The sequence below is a fragment of the Corynebacterium sp. LaCa117 genome (genome assembly GCF_046717765.1).
Lineage (GTDB): Bacteria > Actinomycetota > Actinomycetes > Mycobacteriales > Mycobacteriaceae > Corynebacterium > Corynebacterium kefirresidentii.
On record NZ_CP177102.1, the window covers coordinates 1,787,830 to 1,808,193 of the forward strand.

The 20,364-nt window shown below is 55.2% G+C and carries 19 protein-coding genes and 1 pseudogene; 13 read left to right on the forward strand and 7 right to left on the reverse strand.

Translation table 11 applies throughout. The annotated features are described in order from the left end of the window. The 10 genes and pseudogenes from ACLI1L_RS08750 (at position 1) to ACLI1L_RS08795 (ending at position 7,742) form a co-directional block, all read left to right on the forward strand. Positions 1-861, forward strand: a complete 861-nt coding sequence (locus tag ACLI1L_RS08750) for a fumarylacetoacetate hydrolase family protein (RefSeq protein WP_411707366.1) — start codon at positions 1-3, stop codon at positions 859-861. Between the two features lie 76 nt (positions 862-937). After that, complete coding sequence (gene ppk2 / locus ACLI1L_RS08755) at positions 938-1,825, forward strand: polyphosphate kinase 2 (protein WP_086588148.1); 888 nt, start codon at positions 938-940, stop codon at positions 1,823-1,825. 29 nt (positions 1,826-1,854) lie between these two features. Beyond that, positions 1,855-3,033 (forward strand): sensor histidine kinase, encoded by a 1,179-nt coding sequence (locus ACLI1L_RS08760; RefSeq protein ID WP_411707367.1) that lies wholly within the window; start codon positions 1,855-1,857, stop codon positions 3,031-3,033. Beyond that, complete coding sequence (locus tag ACLI1L_RS08765; protein WP_411707368.1) at positions 3,026-3,685, forward strand: response regulator; 660 nt, start codon at positions 3,026-3,028, stop codon at positions 3,683-3,685. The genes ACLI1L_RS08760 and ACLI1L_RS08765 overlap by 8 nt, the downstream gene beginning before the upstream one ends. A gap of 87 nt (positions 3,686-3,772) precedes the next feature. Next, complete coding sequence (locus ACLI1L_RS08770) at positions 3,773-4,486, forward strand: ATP-binding cassette domain-containing protein (RefSeq protein WP_308767364.1); 714 nt, start codon at positions 3,773-3,775, stop codon at positions 4,484-4,486. Continuing rightward, the gene (locus ACLI1L_RS08775; protein WP_411707369.1) at positions 4,479-5,960 is read left to right on the forward strand and encodes a hypothetical protein; all 1,482 of its coding nucleotides are present in this window, start codon (positions 4,479-4,481) and stop codon (positions 5,958-5,960) included. Before ACLI1L_RS08770 ends, ACLI1L_RS08775 begins: the two co-directional genes overlap by 8 nt. 24 nt (positions 5,961-5,984) lie before the next feature. After that, positions 5,985-6,098: pseudogene (locus ACLI1L_RS08780) on the forward strand (HNH endonuclease); the annotation flags it as partial. 4 nt (positions 6,099-6,102) lie between these two features. Further along, positions 6,103-6,633, forward strand: coding sequence for an SMI1/KNR4 family protein (locus ACLI1L_RS08785; RefSeq protein ID WP_411707370.1), 531 nt, complete (start codon positions 6,103-6,105; stop codon positions 6,631-6,633). Between the two features lie 484 nt (positions 6,634-7,117). Beyond that, positions 7,118-7,291: a NucA/NucB deoxyribonuclease domain-containing protein gene (locus ACLI1L_RS08790; RefSeq protein WP_086588155.1), complete on the forward strand. Its 174-nt coding sequence runs from the start codon at positions 7,118-7,120 to the stop codon at positions 7,289-7,291. A 10-nt stretch (positions 7,292-7,301) separates the two neighbouring features. Next, positions 7,302-7,742: a hypothetical protein gene (locus tag ACLI1L_RS08795; RefSeq protein ID WP_086588156.1), complete on the forward strand. Its 441-nt coding sequence runs from the start codon at positions 7,302-7,304 to the stop codon at positions 7,740-7,742. Positions 7,743-7,910: 168 nt separating this feature from the next. On the opposite strand, the gene ACLI1L_RS08800 is transcribed toward ACLI1L_RS08795, so the two are convergent. Further along, complete coding sequence (locus ACLI1L_RS08800; protein WP_411707371.1) at positions 7,911-9,410, reverse strand: integrase core domain-containing protein; 1,500 nt, start codon at positions 9,408-9,410, stop codon at positions 7,911-7,913. A 573-nt stretch (positions 9,411-9,983) separates the two neighbouring features. On the opposite strand from ACLI1L_RS08800, the gene ACLI1L_RS08805 reads away from it, so the two are divergent. Beyond that, on the forward strand, positions 9,984-10,283 hold the full coding sequence (locus ACLI1L_RS08805; protein WP_368681309.1) for an HNH/ENDO VII family nuclease: 300 nt from the start codon (positions 9,984-9,986) through the stop codon (positions 10,281-10,283). Between the two features lie 284 nt (positions 10,284-10,567). On the opposite strand, the gene ACLI1L_RS08810 is transcribed toward ACLI1L_RS08805, so the two are convergent. After that, positions 10,568-11,802, reverse strand: a protein-coding gene (locus tag ACLI1L_RS08810) for an IS3 family transposase (RefSeq protein ID WP_167315507.1) whose coding sequence is annotated in 2 segments (ribosomal slippage) — positions 10,568-11,514 and positions 11,514-11,802 — 1,236 coding nt in all. Because the reading frame shifts where the segments join, the coding sequence is not laid out codon by codon here. Between the two features lie 330 nt (positions 11,803-12,132). Then, positions 12,133-13,476, reverse strand: a complete 1,344-nt coding sequence (locus ACLI1L_RS08815) for an IS256 family transposase (RefSeq protein WP_302258674.1) — start codon at positions 13,474-13,476, stop codon at positions 12,133-12,135. Between the two features lie 230 nt (positions 13,477-13,706). Between ACLI1L_RS08815 and ACLI1L_RS08820 the strand changes: the two genes are divergently transcribed. Further along, positions 13,707-14,684 carry an Imm51 family immunity protein gene (locus tag ACLI1L_RS08820; protein ID WP_086588159.1) on the forward strand — a complete coding sequence of 326 codons (978 nt, stop codon included), beginning with the start codon at positions 13,707-13,709 and terminating at the stop codon, positions 14,682-14,684. A gap of 383 nt (positions 14,685-15,067) precedes the next feature. Here the strand turns inward: ACLI1L_RS08820 and ACLI1L_RS08825 are convergent, their stop codons facing one another. Together ACLI1L_RS08825 and ACLI1L_RS08830 are read right to left on the reverse strand one after the other, a co-directional pair. Continuing rightward, positions 15,068-16,522 (reverse strand): glyceraldehyde-3-phosphate dehydrogenase, encoded by a 1,455-nt coding sequence (locus ACLI1L_RS08825; protein ID WP_049360537.1) that lies wholly within the window; start codon positions 16,520-16,522, stop codon positions 15,068-15,070. A 64-nt stretch (positions 16,523-16,586) separates the two neighbouring features. Continuing rightward, positions 16,587-17,570, reverse strand: a complete 984-nt coding sequence (locus ACLI1L_RS08830; protein ID WP_086588160.1) for a nitronate monooxygenase — start codon at positions 17,568-17,570, stop codon at positions 16,587-16,589. A 35-nt stretch (positions 17,571-17,605) separates the two neighbouring features. Between ACLI1L_RS08830 and pth the strand changes: the two genes are divergently transcribed. After that, positions 17,606-18,253, forward strand: a complete 648-nt coding sequence (gene pth / locus ACLI1L_RS08835) for an aminoacyl-tRNA hydrolase (protein ID WP_411707372.1) — start codon at positions 17,606-17,608, stop codon at positions 18,251-18,253. Here pth and ACLI1L_RS08840 read toward each other — a convergent pair. Next, entirely contained in the window at positions 18,250-18,942 is a 693-nt protein-coding gene (locus ACLI1L_RS08840; protein WP_023021931.1) for a potassium channel family protein, read from the reverse strand. The two genes, pth and ACLI1L_RS08840, sit on opposite strands and share 4 nt — an antisense overlap. Next, positions 18,935-20,287 (reverse strand): TrkH family potassium uptake protein, encoded by a 1,353-nt coding sequence (locus ACLI1L_RS08845; RefSeq protein ID WP_411707373.1) that lies wholly within the window; start codon positions 20,285-20,287, stop codon positions 18,935-18,937. The genes ACLI1L_RS08840 and ACLI1L_RS08845 overlap by 8 nt, the downstream gene beginning before the upstream one ends. Positions 20,288-20,364: the final 77 nt, after the last annotated feature.

The window sequence follows — 20,364 nt, forward strand, 5'->3', positions numbered from 1 at the left end:
ATGAAACTGGCTACCCTACGCACCGGCTTTGGCACTTCCGCTATCCGCATCGACGGCGATAACGTGGGTGTCGAATTGGATTATGAGGATGTGGGCCAGCTGCTACGCAGCGAGGACTGGCGAAAAGCCGCACAGCTTTCCGGCGAACCCGTGGTCTTCGACCACGCCGACTTGGAGGCCGTAGTCCCGAATCCCGGCAAAATTATCTGCGTCGGGCTTAATTACGCCAAACACATCCGCGAAATGGGCCGCGAATTCCCCGCGCATCCCACTTTGTTTATCAAGTTCGCAGATGCCCTTACCGGCCCCTATGATGATGTCTTCATTCCAGAATATGCCACACAGAAGCTGGATTATGAAGGCGAGCTGGCGGTCATCATCGGCGAGCGCACCCACCGCGTGAACCGGAATGAGGCGCTCGACTATGTCGCCGGCTATGCCATCATGAATGACTACACGCTGCGCGATTTCCAGCGTCAGACGAGCCAGTTCCATGCTGGCAAGTCCTTCTATCGCACCGCGGGCTTTGGCCCGTGGCTCACCACCGCGGAGGAATGGGCACCTGGTTCTGGTGCTTTACTTACTACTACCGTGGGCGGCGAAGAAAGGCAGCGCGATAATACCGATGACCTTATCTTTTCAGTTGCTGAGCTGATAGAATTTTGCTCGCAGCTCTATCCGCTTAATCCAGGCGATGTCATCGTTACCGGCACGCCGGAAGGCGTGGGCTTTGCCCGCACCCCGCAGCAATTTATCGAGGACGGCCAGAACGTCACCATCACCATCGAAGGCTTGGGACATATTTCCAATACAACTTATTTCGGCGAACCAGGCTGCGGTCCAGGCTGTACCTGCTCTTAGACTGTGCCCAGATTCTCACTCCAACGAGGGCGTTGACGTTTTCTCCCCTGCTATCAACGGCGGTTAAGCTGAGACAATGAGCACAAAGAGCAGTAAAGCCCCTAAGAAACTCAACAAGAAGGCCTACGAGAAGGAACTCGAGCGCCTCCAGGCAGAACTCGTGGACATGCAACAGTGGGTCGTTGAAACCGGAGCCCGCGTCGTCATCATCATGGAAGGCCGCGACGCCGCCGGCAAGGGCTCTGCTATCAAGCGCATCACCCAGTACCTCAACCCACGCACCTGCCGCGTCGAGGCACTGCCCGCCCCGAACTCCCGTGAGCAGGGCCAGTGGTACTTCCAGCGCTATGTGGAAAAGCTGCCAACCAAGGGCGAAATTGTCATCTTTGACCGCTCCTGGTACAACCGCGCCGGTGTCGAACGCGTCATGGGCTTTTGCACCGATCAGGAATACGTCCGCTTCCTCCACCAGGCACCTACCTTTGAGCAGATGCTGGTAGAAGACGGCATCATGCTGCGCAAGTACTGGTTCTCTGTCTCCGATGAGGAGCAGATTAAGCGCTTTGAGTCCCGCCGCAATGATCCGCTACGCCGCTGGAAGCTCTCCCCTATGGACCTGCAATCCATTACCCGCTGGGAGGACTATTCCCGCGCGAAGGATGCCATGTTCATTCACACCGATACCCCAACCGCCCCGTGGTACACCGTGGAATCGGAAGACAAGAAGCGCTCGCGTATCAATGTCATCTCGCACCTTCTCAGCACCATTCCCTACGAGAAGATTGAGCGCAAGATGCCTGAAATCCCGCAGCGCCCTGAGTCTGATGGCGAGACCTACGAGCGCCCAGCACGCGAAGAGTTCCGCTATGTGCCTGATGTAGCAGCCAAGCTGGAACGCAAGTCCGAGCAGAAGACCGCGAAGAAAACCTCTAAGAAGGGCAAGAAGAAGGATAAGAAGAAGTAGCAGCACCGGCTGTATTACTATCTTCATTCATGAGCACTGACACCGTCACGCAAGCGCGCTTAGGAGATAAAATCCTTACCGCGGTGGCGGTGCTCATTGCGCTATTTTATGTCATTTCTGCAGCGACGAATCCCAGCATAATTGAGATTATTCAGGCAATTCTATCGTTGCTATTCCTGCCATTTATGTGGATCTGGCGTAGCCGTCCCGTGCTCAGCGCCATGGGCTTCATTGTGCTGCTCGCGGCATGGGCTGTGGCTTGGATGAGTCAGCTGCCCACCAATCTAGGGCTTACCCCCTGGGCCCTGACTGCACCCATGGCGGTGTATGCCACCTCCCGCTATGTCACACGCCGCGCCATTCCCCGCACGGTACTGGCTCTAACGATTCTTGGCTCCTTCATTTCGCCATTCATGTGGCGCATAGATCCGGAGTCTTTCTTTTTGCATTACCAACTGGACCGCCGCTACTTGGCCATGTTGGTCGTGCACTGGGCGGTTCTAGGCAGCACATATTTTATAGCTGCGCGCTACTTCGATTTAGCACGCCAGCGCGAGCAGCTAGCGCAAGAGCGATTTCGCCAAGCCCAAGAAGAAGAACGCCTGCTCATCGCACGGGAGCTGCATGATGTACTCGCTCATTCCCTCACTTTGATCAAGGTTCAGGCAAACGCCGGGATCATTGCCGCTCGTGCGAACACCGAGGCTGCCCACGATGCGCTGGCCAGTATTCGTGATGGCGCGGATTCTGCTTTGGAAGAGGTCCGCGGCATCGTCACTGCACTGCGAAGCACCGGACCTACCTCACTGGAGCCCACCACGCAGCTAGAGCACATCGAGGGCATTATCGATGGCTTCCGAGCGGCAGGCTTGGACATTAACGCGCATATACCTGAGGCATACGAGGCTCCAGCACTTACGCAATTGGCGTTGGTGCGCATCATTTCTGAGGGTTTGACCAACGCGTTGCGCCACCAGGGCCCAGGAACCCAGGTGGATGTGGAGCTTGCGCTTGCCGACGTCGCCCGACTCACCCTAATTTCTTCCACTCCCTCCCCGACTCCCAGCGAAGTCCCAGGTAGCGGCGTGGGCCTAATCGGTGTGGAAGAACGTGCCCTCGCATTGGGTGGAAAGCTGGAGAGCTGGGGCGATGCCACAAAATTCACCCTGCTCGCCGAGCTTCCGTTGCAGAGGGAAAACCGTGTCTAAGATTCGTGTACTGCTTGCCGATGACCAAGCGCTGCTCGCCGCCGCTTTGTCCACGATCCTCAATGCTCAGGATGATATTGAGGTCGTTACCACCGCGCACACCGGCGCAGAAGCCGTTACTGCCGCGATAAGCCACCGCATTGACGTCGCCATTCTGGATATCCGAATGCCCGGAATGGACGGTATTGCCGCGGCTCAAGCCATCCTTTCTCGGGCGCCTGACTGCCGAATCATCATGCTCACTACATTTAATGAAGATGATTTGGTGGCTCAATCTATCGCCGCTGGCGCGCATGGGTTTCTCCTCAAAGACGCGGATCCGGAAGTATTGGCGGGGGCTGTTCGGGACGTCGCCAAGGGCGAATCGGTCCTAGCCGCTAAGGTGACCGGCCCAGTTTTGCAGACTTACCGCGCCGCAATTGCGCGCGGACAGCTGAGCGCGCAAGAGCGCCAAGGCTTAAGCCTTGTCACCCGTCGCGAGCGAGAAGTCTTAGCCCTCATCGCCCGCGGTGCCACCAACGCGGAAATTGCCCGTGAAATGGTCATCGCGGATACGACTGTCAAGACACATGTTTCCTCTCTGCTTTCCAAACTGGCTGCACGCGACCGCGTAGCTCTAGTGCTCTTGGCGCAAAAGGCTGGCATCGCCTAAGCCTCCTACCGTGGTAGGAGAACTTCGCGCTAAGGTCCACAGCCTAGGCGGAGGTTATTGCGGCGCTCTGCCGCGAGACTAGGCGGTATGAGTTTTGAAATCTCCTTTGAACGCGTCAGCAAATCCTTTGGCTCCCACGCGGTACTGCGGGATGTGGATTTTCGTATTGCCCCTGGCCGAGTCCACGCCCTCCTTGGACGCAACGGGGCCGGAAAATCCACTCTCTTTTCCATCTTCCTTGGCCTGCTGCCGGCAGATTCCGGAATAGTACGCGTGGCTGGTGCTCCTTGGTCACGTGAAGTACTCGACCATGTGGGGGCATCCGTGAACGGGCCCGCCTTCTACGGGCATCTTTCCGCCGCTGCCAACCTGCGCGTACATACCCGCTTGCTAGGTCTGCCGGAGTCTGAGGTAGAGCGTGTTTTAGCCATTGCGGGACTCACCGAGGTCGGTTCCAAGAAAGCCAAGTCCTTTTCCACCGGTATGAAGGCCCGCCTGGCATTGGCGCAGGCTTTATTAGGTGATCCAGAAATCTTGCTGCTGGATGAACCTCAAAATGGTCTTGATCCACAGGGCATAGTGGAGCTGCGTACTTTGCTGCGAGACTTGGCAGCAGCCGGCCATACTGTTGTAGTCAGTTCTCATCAACTTGGCGAGGTCCTTCATTTGGCCGACGACATCACCATTTTGTCTCAGGGCACCATTCGCTACTCCGGGTCCCTACAGGAGCTTGCCCCCAGCGGCCAATTGGAATCCGAGTTCTTCCGCCTCACCTCTCTGGGCGGTGAGGCCGATGTTTAAGCGCTACCTTTCGGCAGAGCTGCTGCGCAGCCGCGGCAGCGCTGTGCAGTGGCTACCTCTTCTCGCCTTACCGCTTGCGCTAATGACCATAGTCTTTTCCGCTATCGCTTCCCCGGCTAAGGATGCTACCGGTGTTCTCAGCTGGCAATCTATGTTTGTCACCGGCATGTACGCGCCGCTCGTTGCGGTATTTGCCGCGGTTACAGAGCGCCGAGAGGTTCTCGCCCGTGGCGGCGGCACATGGTGGCGCCGCCTCACTACCCGCTACGAACACACTGCCCGCTTAGTGGTAGTGCTCGCCAGCTTGGCCGCGTTCCACCTCCTCAACTTTGGGGTGTCCTGGGCAATAGTGTTCGCACAAGGCCGCGAACAGCACCACCTCGTGGCACTCGCCGGGCTATATTCTTTCCTCGGTGCTATTGGCATTGCTGGCCTAGCCTCTGCCTGCTCGCGACGCTATGGCCTTGGCGCGACACTAATACTCAGCGTTATCTGGCAGGTTTTAAGCGTGACTTCCAAGGTCGTCGAAGGCCCTACGTGGTGGGCTTTTCCACCAGCTTGGCCCCTGCGGCTACTGCTTCATTCACTGCACATTCATCAAAATTGCGTGCCCTTGGACCCAGGCGATCCACTCCTGCAAGAAAGTCCGCTGCCGGCCCTCGCTCTGACGCTACTTCTCGCAGCAGTAGGCATCTATGCGGCCATCGTCACTCCGCGCCGCCTGCGCCGCCTCGCCTTACCTCGCCGCGGCCAGACGACCCCTGCCTTTAGCGGCGCCACTGCCACGTGGCGCCCGGCCACAGCACCGCGTGCCACCGCCCGCCCCCGCTTTGCAGGCGCGCTAGTTGGTCTCCACCGGGCGGCGTGCAGCCCAGCGGTTATCGCCTGCTTGGCGTTAAGTGCCTTGGCACTGCTATTTCTTGCCCTTTCCTATCCTCCGACTTATGTCCAGGGCTTCTTTATTTTTCTGCTTCTCCCTGTAGGGGCAGGTGTGCTACCGGTTGTGGTGTGGCCATTACTCGCGCCGGTATGGCCGCTCAGCTACATGGAATCCCGCCATTGTTCCAGCGCCCTCCTCTGGTGGTTTTTCGGGATAGTATCCGCAGTATGCATGGGCGCTTCGCTCGCGCTTATTGCTTCTGGTAGCCCGGCTTCGACGACGATCATCCAACTGCCCCTAGCCATTGGGGTGGGATATGTGATTTCGGTCTTCTCTCTTCTCATCGTGATTCGTCTGGGCATCATGAGTGGCCTGGCACTGTGCATCGTCTGCACTATCGTCTCCGTGACCCTGGGTGGAGACGTCCTCGCTAGAACCCCGCTGTGGTTGATCGCCTTCCCCGCATGGCCCATGAACGCGGATTCCCCTGCCCGCTATATTCTTGCGGCGGCGCTGACAGGAATCTTCGCCACGGCTGGTACGTGGATGGTGATCCGGCTGCTTAAAACTAAAACGCTGCGGCCGGCAAACTAAGCCCCGTAAGAGTATCGCTCTGCTGACGGGTTGACCTGGCACCACCATCAGGAGACTGGAAGAATGCAGCTAGTTGAAAAAGGCGCACACAGAGCACCTCACAAAGGTGGATTTAGCCTTTGGGGCAAGAAAGGATAAATAAATGAAACTTCCGTCAGACTTTTTCTCAATTAATGGCGATCCGTTTACTAAGGAGGAACTTTCAGAATTAAAGCGAACCGTAGATTCATCTCTGCCTGAAGACTATCTAGAATTTTTATCCCTTCATGGAGGTGGAGTCATTTCCGAGACCTACTCACATGTACAGCTCAGGACAAACGACTCAACTGCTCTCGAAGTTGAAGCAACCATGATTTTTGGAAACGCGACACCAATCGACATATGGGGAAATGCCATTCAACTGGACCCTACTTGGCTCTATGACTGGGGATTTTACTTTTGCGAAGCAAGCAATCCCCCCGAGGACAAGTTTTTAATTAACCTCTCCAATGAAGAGTTTTCAATCGGAAGCATACTATATGAAGACGAAGGGAAAGTTTTCCAAGTATCAAAAGATTTTACATCCTTCATATCGCTTCTAATCAATAGCCGAGGGAAGGCACCCAAGGCACCGCAAAGGCGATCGGAGAAGTTTGGAAAATTCTTTTTCCAAGCAAGACTGTCAAAAATATAGAATTTCCAAATGTCAACCTAGACCATTAAAAGTAGTCGCAGCCACTCTATTTCCTATCGATTAATTCCACTAATACATCTTGATCGATACCCTACTTGAAAGAGCGCTTACCGAACCTTTTATCTAGATGTTTATATTGCAACAATAAAGCCTTTTATGAATCGCAAGAAATTCATCAATCCCCAATCCCTCAATCTTTCCTACTAGATCGTCTATTTTATCGCATAAGCAGTAGAATTAACCATCAATAGGGCTACCGCTAGGGGCACACCTGCTTTGGTTCCTGCCCCCGGAAAGTGGACACGCCAGGGGTTAGGCTCAAGCATCTGAAGTGGCCGGTGCACGAGCCCCCGTTATTTGCCGGCCAGTATCGGGATACTGAATCCGAGCGGGATTACAACCGCCTCCGTTACTACAGCCCCACGCTGGGCGCCTAGAACGCTCAAGACCCACTCGGGCTCGCCCTACGCCTCGCCTCAGCACAATGAACCGCCTCGATGAATTTCCGTACAGATCAAGTAGACAGGGAGGCGCAGGAGCATTCGTTAATGGGATATCGCGTTTTGCGCAGAGAAGTCAAGGAGGCTCATTGTCCAGTTTCTACCGCTCTAATAAAAATGGCAATGGCGACTATTTTAGAGTTAAATTAACTGATTAGGAGTATACGATTGAAATCCTTTCTCATTAAGATCGAGCCAACAAACTACATTTTTGAAGTGTTTGGCGACGGATCTACTGGAACCGAACTTCATTGGTCGGATAATCCGCCGGTCGGTAGAGCCAAGGGCGCATTTGCAGTAGCGCTTCCAGATCTAGAGATAGGCGAGAAGTTTTCAGCCACTGTTTGCTTTACCGATACACCCATCGAAGAGCAAAACGCTTTCTCCAAGCATGTCATTGATACTTTTGATGGGAAAATAGAAATATCAGATGTAGTTGAAAGCCAGGTTGCAGGCTCGGAGGGATTTGTCGGAGCTCTTTACTCCTTACCATGGTCCGGCTCCACAGAAATCTCATTAAGTGCCCCGAAAGGTTTCACGAAAAATAGTGAGGGCGAGTTAGTGCCGCTTAGTTTGCACTTAACATTTAGCCCCGCATCAGAGACTTAAGTCTAGTGAGTTTCTAGCAGAGTCATGTTATGTCCATGGACTTTTTGGACACGGAGTCCAGTAACTTTTTGGGCTAGGAGTCCAATGACTTTTTGGACGTGGAGTCTCCCTGCTTTTTGGGCAGGGAGTCTTTGGTGTTTTTGGACAGTCTCTAGCTCGTCTTACCGGTTATGGTTTCTTTCGTCTCGACGGGCGCGGACGCGACAGGATTGGTTTGATCTCTGGTGGTCGGCGGTGCCACATTCCTTCGACATGCCCGATGTTGATCTGTCCGCCGGCTGGACGCTCAAGTAGCTTGATGGGCAGTGGGAATGAAAACAGTGCTTCACCATCATGATCAGTGAAGAACTCAGCGGTGTCATCGGTAACGTGGCTGTATATGAGCCGGTTTTTAAACCGGAGTCCTACATAGAATCCATAGCCCAGGATGCGCACCACTCCGCTTTTGTTGATCCACAGTGTGTCGGGGATACCCCAGGCGTTGCTTGACTGGGCGGATAGACCGTCTACGGTGGGACTGACGGTAGGAGATGATTCTTGCTGGATTGGTTCGTTATCGTCATCGATGGTTGTGGGAGAAGCTGCAACTTCTCCCACAACCGGCGCCATCGCCTCTTTAACCCCATTCTCGATACGATGCTCGTGGTGTATCGCGCTTTCTGAGTGTGTATCCCGGTATGACTTCACAATCTTGGCCCACAGCATATCCGGGTCAATGGGTTGTGTTGGGGATTGAGCGTGGGCGAAGTGCTCACGGGCTTGGGCTGGAGTGATGTGCATTTTGCCGACTAACAGGCCTTGATGGCGGCGCCTGGTGTTGTAAAACTCGCGGTAGTCGTCCAACAGCTGTTGGACGTGCTGAAGTGTCGTAGGTTGGCGTGCATCGAGAAACTTGGTCATGGTTTGATGCGAGCGTTCATCTTTGCCTTGGGTTTGCGGGCCAAAACCTGCAATGGACCAGATACCTTGGGCGGCGAGCCAGCGCTCGGTATCGGACAATCGGCCCCGGTGATAGGTGGCAAAAGCTTCACCGTTATCGGTCAAAAGTTCCTGCGGGCGACCATACGTTTCTATTGCTGCGGCCAAGGTAGTGCGAGCATCGAATCCGTTTTCTTTGGCGGCGAAGGCTTGTGAGCCCAGATCAAACCGGCTGGCATCATCAACCAGCTGGTAGATAGTGATCTGGGTATGTGGAGTGTCAAAGAGTCGGTAGACAAACCCGTCGAGTTGCCACAGCTCATCGACCTTATCGCGTGCCCAGAGTTTATAGCTTTTACGAGGACGTTTACGGGCATTGGCCTCAGCAACACCAGCTTCGTGGAGCCAAAGCGCAATCGTAGACCGTGCCGGTGGGTGCTCTAAACCAAGGTCATCAATGAGGTAGTAATAGATTGACCACGGGCCATAGTCACGTCCCTGGGCCTTGAGCACTGATCGAGCTGTGATGACTTTCTGACGAAGGTGATCATCGTAGATTCTGGCTGGGGAATGCGGGGCGGTGGAGTCAGGCAGGATGCCTGCACGGCCGCGTTGTTCAACGCGGCGTTTGATGTTGGCATAGGTTTGGCGAGATACGCCAATATCCTTGCAGAATTGGGTGACGGTTCGTCCGTCTCTTACTGGGTCGAAGTCCGCTATTTTCTTGCGGAGATGGGTTGAAATAGCCATCTTGGTATTCCAACCCACCGACTGTCCAAAAAGTCTTGAGACATCACGACAAGGAAGTCTTTGGACTCCGTGACCAAAAACTATCTGGACTCCCCGTCCAAAAATCCATTAGACTCCGTGTCCAAAAACTCCATAGACATCACATTTCTAGCAGAGTCAGCGACCGAAGCCTCTTCCTTTCCTACACCTACGACGGACTCGTCCGACGCGTGGCCAAAACACCATCAACACCACCACTGGAGTCTTAGAGGTACACACCATCCAAACCCTCTACGGCACACGCACATGATCTGGTCGGTGCACCAGTCCCCTGCTGTTTGCCAGCCAATATGAAGATGCTGAATCAGACTGGGCGTACAACCGGTTCCGCTACTACAGTCCCACCTGGGTACCTATAACGCCCAAGACCCACTCGGACTTGCACCACGGCTCGCCTCCGCACAGGGGTATGTCGACCACGCAGCACACTGGGTCGACGTGCTGGGACTGCACGGCTGTTGGGCGGCCAAGGAAGTTCAAGGGAAGGTTGTATATCAACAGACTGGTAGACAGGTATTCAATCCGCACAAAGAGGTGTACCTTCCTCGGGAAATTGGTAGTGGAATTGGCACCAGTGTCGATTTAATGAGGCATGGGCGCGCCCCCATAGGGGTAGATGGAAACACAGTGAATTTGCACCATATCAGACAAGATGATCGATCAGCCGTGGTAGAAATTACAAAACAGATACACACAGAAAACGCTAAATTTCTCCATATATTCCACGGAATGAATAGGAGCGAGTTTCCAACAGATGTCCCCCCTGTCTACCGCGCATTCTTTAGGGAGTGGAGACACACATACTGGAAAGAAAAGGCATTGGACTATTTATGACCGGTCAGAAAAAACTCTCAGATAAGCTACTCTCATACTTGTACGGCCACGGTCTAAGTAAAAGTGAACTGTCTCAGCTGAAATCGGTGGCTCCATCTTGGATTCCCGAACAATACTTCCAATTCTGGAAGCATTACACGGCCTTTTCTCCGCCATCGTTAATTTTCTTCACACCTGCCCCATATGGAGTCTATGAAAACGCCTTCGAAGGGTTTCTAGAAGATTTCCGGTCAGCCGATCTTGTCGATTCAAAACGCTTCTTTGAAGTGTCCCGGGTTTTGTTCCTAGGCATTTGCCTTGATTTCCATTATTTCTTGGGCCGGGTTGGTTTCCCAAAACTCTGACTCAACCTCAGCTGGCGTGCGATAGCCGAGACTTTGGTGAAGCCGTACCTCGTTCCACCAATTAACCCATTCAAACGTCGCGATCTCCACGTCAACCACGCTGTCCCACGACCGCCGATGAATCAGCTCATTTTTGTAGGAACCGTTGACGTTTTCGGCCAAAGCATTGTCATAGGAATCTCCTACTGTCCCGGTAGAGGCAGCAATTCCATACTCAGCCAGCCGTTCGTTGTAGACAATGCTGACGTACTGTGAGCCATGATCTGAATGATGAATCAGCCCCGTTGTTTCCTTCGCGCTGACAATCGCCTGATTAAGCGCCTGCAGCGGCAGCGCCTCGGTACGCATTGAATCAGATAGTGCCCACCCGACGATCCTTCGGGAGAACACGTCGGTAACAAAAGCGGTGTACACGAATCCTTTTCTAGTGCGCACATAAGTAATATCGGCCACCCACAATCGGGCCGGTGCCGGGGCGTTGAACTTGCGATTAACTAAATCAGGACGCAGATCTGGTCCCTTCGGCTTGCGGGTAGTAATAGGAGACTTACCTTTACCTTTGCCTCTGACTCCAGCAAGACGCATCAGGCGTGCGGTCTGCTCACGGCCAATGTCGATTCCTTCACGGCGCAGAGTATGCCACATCTTACGGATGCCGTAGACGCCAAAATTTTCTTCATGGACCTCGGCGATGTGCGCGACTAGAGCAGCGTCACGAAGACTGCGGGCACTCATACCACGGGCTTTTGATTGGCGGTATCCACGGGACGTGATGAAACCGCCAACACGGTGGGTGTTTAACGTCTCGCAAATGAACTCGATGGAGAAACGATCCCGATACTCATCGATGAACCGGATCATTTCCGACGTTTTGGGTCGAGTTCCGACGCGAAAAAAGCCGAGGCAGCCTTCAGTAGCTCATTGGTGTCGCGTAGCTCTTGATTTTCACGGCGTAGCCTCGCGTTTTCCGCGGCCAAGTCTTCAGGCACAGGTTCTGGGATGCTTCCCGCACGACGGGCCTGCTGGGTCCACTGACGAGCCGTGTGCCATGAAACCCCCAACTTTGGAGCTACTGCCTTGCACGCGGCTTGCATCGACATATTTTCCGCCAAGATACGGTCCTCTACAAGACGGACCACACGGTCCTTCGCATCCTGGTCAAATTTTCTTGGCATATTCCAGATTTTCCCATCTACTCAGACGGAACAAAACCTGGGACACTTCACTTCCCAGTAGCCTATGATGACGGTTTTGTCTGGGGCGTCTTCGAACAGAAGCCCAATGGGTCGGTTATATGTGGAATGTACGATTTTCAAGAAAAGGACTACGTTGAAGGCCCCTTCAAGACATTCGAGCAGTGGGTGTATAGCTACGGATAAACAGGCGGACCTGACCCCTGTTTGGTAGACACCTGATATCCAGCCCGGTTGGGTTGGGAAGAAAGGTAATCTACCAAACAGGGGTCAGGACCGAGCGTGTCAAGTTGTTTGTGTGTGGGGCTAGGTTTATAGGTATTTGTCGAAGCGGTCGGGGTAGGCCACGGCCATCTGGTTAATGGCTTGTTTCCAGCCGGAAACTCGGGCTCCTTCCATGAGTCTGCCGGCTGTCGCTGAGACTCGTTTGCCTTGCTTTGCCCTCTTTGCCGCTCGTTTATCTTCAATGTTGCAGATCATCAACCACAGCGTCTTGAGCGCTGATTCATCGTTGGTGAACTGCACCCTGTTGCGGGTAGCTTTACGCAGTTCATTGTTGAATGATTCAATCGAATTCGTCGTATAGATAACCTTTCTGGCCGCTGGTGGGAACTGTAGAAACGGTACGAAACGCGCCCATGCATCTCGCCAGACCTTGACTGAGCGTGGATACTTTTCTCCCAATTCAGAGGCTTCAAATTCGTCTAAAGCAACCTTAGCTGTGGGTTCGTCCGCGGCGGTGTAAATCTTTTTCAACGCGGCCGATACGCCCCGGCGATCCCCGTAGGCTACCCACCGGTTAGCTGCACGAATCAGGTGCACGATACAGGTTTGCACCATAGAGTTCGGCCAGGTTGCCTCGACTGCTTCAGGCAGGCCTTTAAGCCCGTCACAGCAGACGATAAAGACGTCTTTGACCCCACGGTTAGAAAGATTGGCGCATACCTGCGCCCAAAATGAAGCGCCTTCTTCTTTGGCAATCCACAATCCCAAAATGTGCTTGATACCGTCAAGATCCACACCGATAGCCATGTACGCGGACTTGTTGACCACTCGGCCACCGTCGCGGACTTTAATGCGCAACGCATCCAGGAAAATGACCGGGTAGAACTCATCTAGCTGGCGGTTTTGCCAGACCATGACCTCATCGAGGACGGCATCGGTGACTGCGGAAATCGTCTCATGGGAAACATCAACACGCATCGCAGTTGCCATATGGTGCTGGATATCCCTAATTGTCATCCCACCGGCGTACAAGCTGACGATCATGTCATCGACATCAGTCAATCTCCTCGCGCCTTTAGGGACCATAGTCGGCAAGAATGTTCCCGCCCGATCCCTCGGGACATCAACGGTAACTGGCCCGTAGTTAGAATCCACGGTCTTTGGATACGACCCGTTGCGGTGATTGTCTGTCCCAGCAGCAGCTTTAGCGCTCCTGTCGCCAGACTCGTAGCCCAAATGCGCATCCATCTCAGCGTTGAGTCCCCTGGTAATCGAGGCCTGCAACATGCCGCGAACCAGGTCGTTGGCATCCGTTGTGGATGTGCCTAGGTCATCAATCAGCTTCGCGATTTCAGGGTTAGCAAGCAGCTTCTTTTCAATCGCATCAATCTTGGCCTTATCAGCCGGATCTCGTCGTGCCACAGTAGTCATTCTGGTCCATCTCCTCATGCAGGTTGGGAACCCACACACAAACCATCAGACACTCTCTCAGGACCCAAACAACTTGACACGCTCGGTGTATGCGCTACAACACGCGCAGACGACACTCCTGATGCAACCTTCTAGCTCCCGATGACTTCGAAGCACTCACATCAGCTATGCTGATCCAAGCAGCATAGCTAACCCCGACGTGTCTACTTTCCGGAGGTCAGGCCCCCTAGATGCTAAAATTCTCTTTAGACAGCCCTAAAGGCAGCCGCCCTAAAGCGGGACAGCTCTACCTGATGAAAACCACCCTCGGTTACATCCCTGTTGGCGTCGCCTCCACCGAAGCATTCTTTGGTGCGGCCGCAATGCTCCACCCTTATCGCGCGCTCATCAGCGATCCATCAGATACAACCTGGTTTCCACTCGTCGAAAAGAACGAACTGCTTATTCCGCCAATTCAGATCGTCAAGAGTGACTTCAGAAAAGGCGGACCTTTTCAGAGAATCCCAGCGAAAAGCCATCCTAATACCATCCCTTTTGACAACTACTTCGACTACACACTCGCGAGCTTATGGTCACCAGAGGAGCAAGCATTCGTCCCCACAACAAAAGAAGATGAATGGGTGCCAAAGGAAAGACGGATCATCAACTACACGATCCACGACACAAATCCGCCGCAAGGCGGCACCACGGATGAAGCCCCAGAAGGCACCTACTTTATGACCCCTGTCCTAGGCGAGCACCGCGAAATCGAATATGCCCTTGAAGACGCACTCGCCTACTACGGTCTAATCGATACCCCGCGCCCCACGCGCCCCGACTTCATTGAAAGTCAGGAACACGACACTATGCAAACCGACTCACAGCAGGAAGACCAGCCACTCTTCCACCTCGCAGAAATCGACGGTATGACCACCCTGTTCGCCGCCATGGACACCATGCCAGAAGAAGCAGCCGGCGTCATAGAACAAGCAGGGCACACACCCAACGGCTACTTCTTCGACAACCTCGCCAAGTACCTACTCCGACAAGCAAACGTAACCACCAACGGCATCGAATTCGACAGCGAAGCAGGCATGTTCAGCCTCATTGGCACCACCAAGATCCTGCAACCACTCCACGACCAACTCACAGAACTCTTCAACAACACAAACGACCTACAACAAAGGCTCAAGCAAGCCGAAGCAGCAGGAATAGACTTCGACGACTAAAAAGAAGCTTTATCCTGACACGTTAAAAACTAGTCAGCTGGCTGGAATGGTGCTGCGCATTATTACTGGTATACCTACGACAGACTTGGCCGACATATAGCCAAAGACACCATCAATACCGGGCCTGACCCCTAGCAGAATCGTTGAATACCACCCTCAAGCGTGGAGTCTTGCGCAATAGGAAAGTCTTTGACAATCCGATCGCCTGAAGGCGGTGAAACCGAGACTTCAGCTACACCGGCTAGGGGTGCCCAAACCATTCAATCAGCATCCAAGAAGACCAAATCTAATCCCACCAACACGCTGAGTCACAAACGTTTAGCCCTGAGCCCTGGAAAACGACTTAAGCCCGCGGATAACCGCGGGCTATAGTTCATTGAGCCTTAAAGCTCAGCAGGAGATACGCGCTTCGGCAGAACAACCGGGCGGGTACCCGCCAGCTCTTCTACGATGCGTACTACCTGGTTGGAGTAGCCGAACTCGTTGTCGTACCACACATAAAGCACGAGGTGCTTGCCGGAGGCGATGGTGGCAACACCATCGACAATGCCGGCATGGGTATTGCCGATGAAGTCAGAGGAAACAACCTCTGGGGAGGCAATGTAGGAAATCTGCTGACGCAGGTCAGAATGCAGAGAGACATTGCGCAGGAAGTCGTTGACCTCTTCGCGCTCTACTTCCTTTTCCAGCTCAAGGTTAAGCACGGCCATGGACACGTCCGGGGTAGGAACGCGGATGGCGTTGCCGGTGAGCTTACCCTCAAATTCCGGCAGGGCCTTAGACACAGCCTTAGCAGCACCGGTAGCGGTGAGCACCATGTTCAGGCCTGCGGCGCGGCCACGGCGATCGCCCTTGTGGTAGTTATCAATGAGGTTCTGGTCATTGGTAAACGAGTGCGCCGTTTCCACGTGGCCGTGGGTGACACCGTAGCGGTCATTGATGACCTTGAGTACCGGAGTGATGCCGTTGGTGGTGCAAGATGCAGCGGAGAGGATCTGATCCTCATCGGTGATCTTTTCGTTATTGATGCCGTAGACGATGTTCTTGATATCGCCCTTGCCCGGTGCAGTCAAAAGCACACGAGAGATGCCCTTGGCCTTGAGGTGCTGAGACAAGCCCTCACGGTCGCGCCACGCGCCGGTGTTATCTACCAAGATGGCGTTGTTGATGCCATAAGAGGTGTAGTCAATCTCGGAGGGATCGTTAGCGTAGATCATCTGGATCTTGGTGCCATTGGCCCAGATGACCTCGTTTTCCTCATCCACGGAGATGGTGCCGTTGAAAGCGCCGTGGACGGAATCGCGGCGCAGCAAGGAGGCGCGCTTGAGGATGTCTCCATCGCCCTTCTTACGCAGGACAATGCCGCGCAGGCGAACTCCACCATAAGCTGCCTCACGGGCGACGAGCAGGCGGGCCAGCAGGCGGCCAATGCGGCCGAATCCGTAGAGAACGACATCAGTGGTTTCTAGGTCAACGCCGGCACCGACGATCTCGCACAGCTCGCCTTCCAGGTACATGCGGAGGTTTTCCTCGTTGGACTCCTCCCAGCCCAGAACCAAGCGGCCTAGATCCACGCTGGCGGCGCCTAGGTTCATGTCCGCCAATTCCACCAGGATTGGCAGGGTCTCCGCCGTGGACAGGTGGCGCTGCGCAATGCGGCGACCGTAACGGTGAGACTTGATGATGTCGATATCGGTCTGCCCCACCAGCGGGCGGCCGAAGATGGTGGTGACAACGTTATTGTTGCGGTGCAGCTGGTGGATGAGTGGAATCATCTGCTGCGCCAGCTCAAGGCGCTCGTTCCAATCATCATGGCCAACATGTGCGTTCGCGGTCACGTAATTCATTCCTTTTCTGTCACGGGGGTGGCATTGAATCTACAAACATAAATATTAGCGCCTACTAGTGTGGGTTTTGGCATAGTCGGTTAAGGATGTCGGCCACAGTACCCCCGTTTATTTTCTCCACTTCGGTTCCTACGAGGCAATAAGCTACGGCATCATCGTGCTGCGCACGGCGTTCCTTGAGCACGGGATTCAAAAGCGGATACACCGGTGGAAGATCGGGATGGCTACGGGTGTACTCGGTCTCCAAACCGCGGGCAAAGCGGCCTGAAAAGGCACGGGTGGATACGGTCTTCCCACCACGGCGAAGAAGCTGCCGGTTATAGTCGCTCGTGCCGGCCTCGGCAGCCAACAAAAAGGCGGACCCGCAAGAGCAGGCGGCAACTCCGCTCCAGGACATAGCGTTGGCTACATCAGCCGCGGTGCGCAGGCCACCGGCTGCGATAAGGGGAAGTTCTGGCGCCGCAGCGCGCACATCAGCCACTAGCTCTTCTAAGTCCCGGGAGTCTGGGGTTGCGGAAAGCTCCCAGGTTCCACGGTGTCCACCAGCCGCCGGACCTTGGACGCAGAGCACGTCGACGCCGCCACGTGCGGCCGCAATTGCCTCCGTAGGGGTGGTAACGGTGGTCCACGCCTCTGCGCCCGCAGCGTGGATTCGCTCTATCTGTTCGGGTGTGAAGGTTCCAAACATGGACCACACCACCCGGGCTCCGCCGCGCAGGGCTAGCTCCAGCTTTTCTTCAAAGCCAAAGGAATAGTCGGGCTCGGGTAGCGGCTGGCTTTCTGCTTGAGCCAGCTCGCGTGCGGCTGCCAAGTACGGCTCGGTAAGTGGTTCCTGTGGGCAAAAGAGATTCACCCCGAACGGAATTCCGGCGCACTGTTCTATCTGTGTGCGAGCAGAGTCGATGCTGGCAGAGCCCAAACCTAGGGTGCCGAAAGACCCAGCCGCATAAGCTGCGTGCACCAGTTCCGGGGTGGTGGGGCCACCGGCCATTGGCGCGGGAATTACGCTACGGGAAAGGGAGCTAATAATCTGACTCATACCACCCCACCCTACCGAGAGAGGAAGCTAGCGCAGTGGCAGCTTTAGGAGATTTTTTCGCGCGGATCTTTGGCTCGAAGGATAAGCCGCAACTAGGACTCACACCGTCCGAGCTTGAGGCGGACTGGCTTATCGTGGGCTTGGGCAACCCCGGCGCGAAGTATGCCGCTACCCGCCATAATGTGGGCTATATGGCCATCGATGATCTCCTCGCAGCTGGTGGAGATGTTCTCGAGCCGGTGCGCGGGCTAGATCTGCAGGTTGCTTCGCTTAATTGGGAGGGCCATAAAGTACTTGCCGTGCGTTCGGGCACCTTTATGAACCTGTCGGGGGATCCTGTAGCACCGTTAGCGCAGCAATTAGGTATCGCTCCAGACCATGTGATTGTCCTCCACGATGAGCTCGATCTGCCGGCTAATAAAATCCGGCTCAAGCAGGGTGGCAATGAAAACGGGCACAACGGGCTCAAGTCCCTCACCGAGCGCTTGGGCACGCGCGACTACTTGCGTGTGCGCATTGGCATTGCGCGCCCACCCAAGGGAGCCTCGATTCCGGACTACGTGCTGGGCCCAGTTGATGCCGGTGCGGGATTCGACGCCGCCATTGCCACCGCGGCTGAATCCGCCCGACTCATCGTTACCGAAGGGCTAGGCAAGGCCCAAAACCAGATTCACTCGCGCTAACACTGGGAAAATTTCTCTAGGGCCTGCGGGCTGCCGGCGGCGACGATGAAATCGGTGGGGGCGAGCTCGGTGGCGTCGGCAAGCGGGGCCCACTGCCCTTCCGCACAACGCACCGAAACCAATTGCACGCGGTGGGTGCGCCAGATGGCGGAAAGGTCGAGCGGTCGGCCCACCAATGAGCTAGGAACGGCCATCTGGGTCACGCCGTAGTCGGTGGCAATCTCCGCGAAATCACGAAAGCGCCCGCCCAAAAGATAGGCCACACGGCGGCCGGTATCGCGCTCCGGACGGATGACATGGTGGGTGCCAATCTGGCTCAAAATGCGCGCATGCGCCTCCGAATCTGCCTTGGCCCAGATATCTTTCACCCCCAGCTCCACCAGATTAGACGCGGTAAGAATGGAGTCTTCTAGGTGGGAGCCGATGGCGACGATGACGCGCTCGACCTCCTCCACGCCCAGCTGACGTAAGGCTTCCGGGTCAGTGGTATCTGCCGCAATGGTCTCAGTGAGGTAAGGCGCTTCCTCGCGCACTCGCTTTTCGCTGGAGTCAATGCCCAGGACCTCAACGCCATTGGCCATCAACTCATGGGCTAGCGAGGAGCCAAATCGCCCCAAGCCGATGACGACGACGGGTGGAATATCGATGCCGGCGCGGGTGCGGCCCAGCGCCTTGAGAATATTAGCCAAGGAACGGCCTTTCTTCGGGATAGCTAAAACGTCGACTTACGGTTTTTGCCGCCAGCGCCGCTACCAAGGTGGTTGGGCCAACCCGGCCCAGGTACATGATTAGGCACAGCACTATCTGCGAGGGTGCAGATAGGCTGGCGGTAATTCCGGTGGACAAGCCCACCGTAGCGAATGCGGAGAGCACTTCGAAAGAGACTTGGTCACCGCTAAACTCCGGATCGAAAAAGCGCAGGGCCGCCACTCCCAGCGTGACCACCATGACTCCGGCAAAGCTCAAGGCTAGGGCCTGGCGGGTTACCGAGCGCGGAAGGCTGCGGTGCCCGATGGTGGTGGTTTCGCGCCCGGTGAACTCTGCTGCCATGGCTGCCAGGAGCACGCACGCGGTGGTGACCTTGATGCCGCCGGCGGTACCGGCCGAGCCACCACCGATGAACATCAAGATATCGGTGCCCATCAGGGTAATGGGGTGAGCCTGCCCGTAGTCGATGGCATTAAAGCCGGCCGTGCGCGGAGATGCACTGGCGAAAAAGGAATTAAGCAACTTGTCTCCCAGCGACATGGACGACAACAGCCCGGTCCATTCCATGCAGGCGAAAAAGACCGCACCCGCTACCAAAAGCACGGTCGTAGCCACCAAAGTCATGCGCGCGGTAATGGAGATGCGGTGGACCACGAAACGGTTGCGGCGCACGAGGCGTACCAACTCCGCCCATACCGGAAATCCCAAGCCGCCACCAATCAACGCGGCGGCTAAGGGCAGCAGAATCCAGGCATCTGCAACAAAGGGCACTAGGTTATCGCTATTGGTGCTAAATCCCGCGTTATTGAATGCAGAAATGGCGTGAAAGATGCCTTCCCATACCGCGCGCGGAAAGGAATGACCATAGCCAATCATCAACCGCGCAGCCACGATGACAGCGATGATGATCTCTGCCACGGCGGTAAAGGCAAAGGTAAAAATCAGCGTCTTGCGAATTCCGCCAGGAGCAATGGGGCGCCCCTCATAGGCCCCCGTTTTGCGTGCTTTGAAGCTTATCCGGCCGGTAAAAAGCAGGCCGGATAGCGAGGCCAAGGACATGATGCCCAAGCCACCCAGTTGGATGAGTGCCAAGATGACCACTTGGCCGGCCGGGCTCCAAAAACTGCCGGTATCGACCACGATAAGTCCGGTGAGCGATACCGCAGACGTAGCGGTAAAAAGCGCAGACAAAAAAGAAGCGCGGGCGGTGCCGGCCTCGGCGAACGGCAGCATGAGCAAAACCGTTCCCAGCAAAATGAGCAAAAGAAAGCCGGCTGCGGTTAAGCGCGCCGGTCCCCAGTGCCGTATGGAAAACAGATGTTTCACGAGCGGAAGTATAGACCTGCTTGGGGTGCAAGGAAACTGCTAGCAGGCACCACCCCCGCCTCGAAGTTAAGATTGGG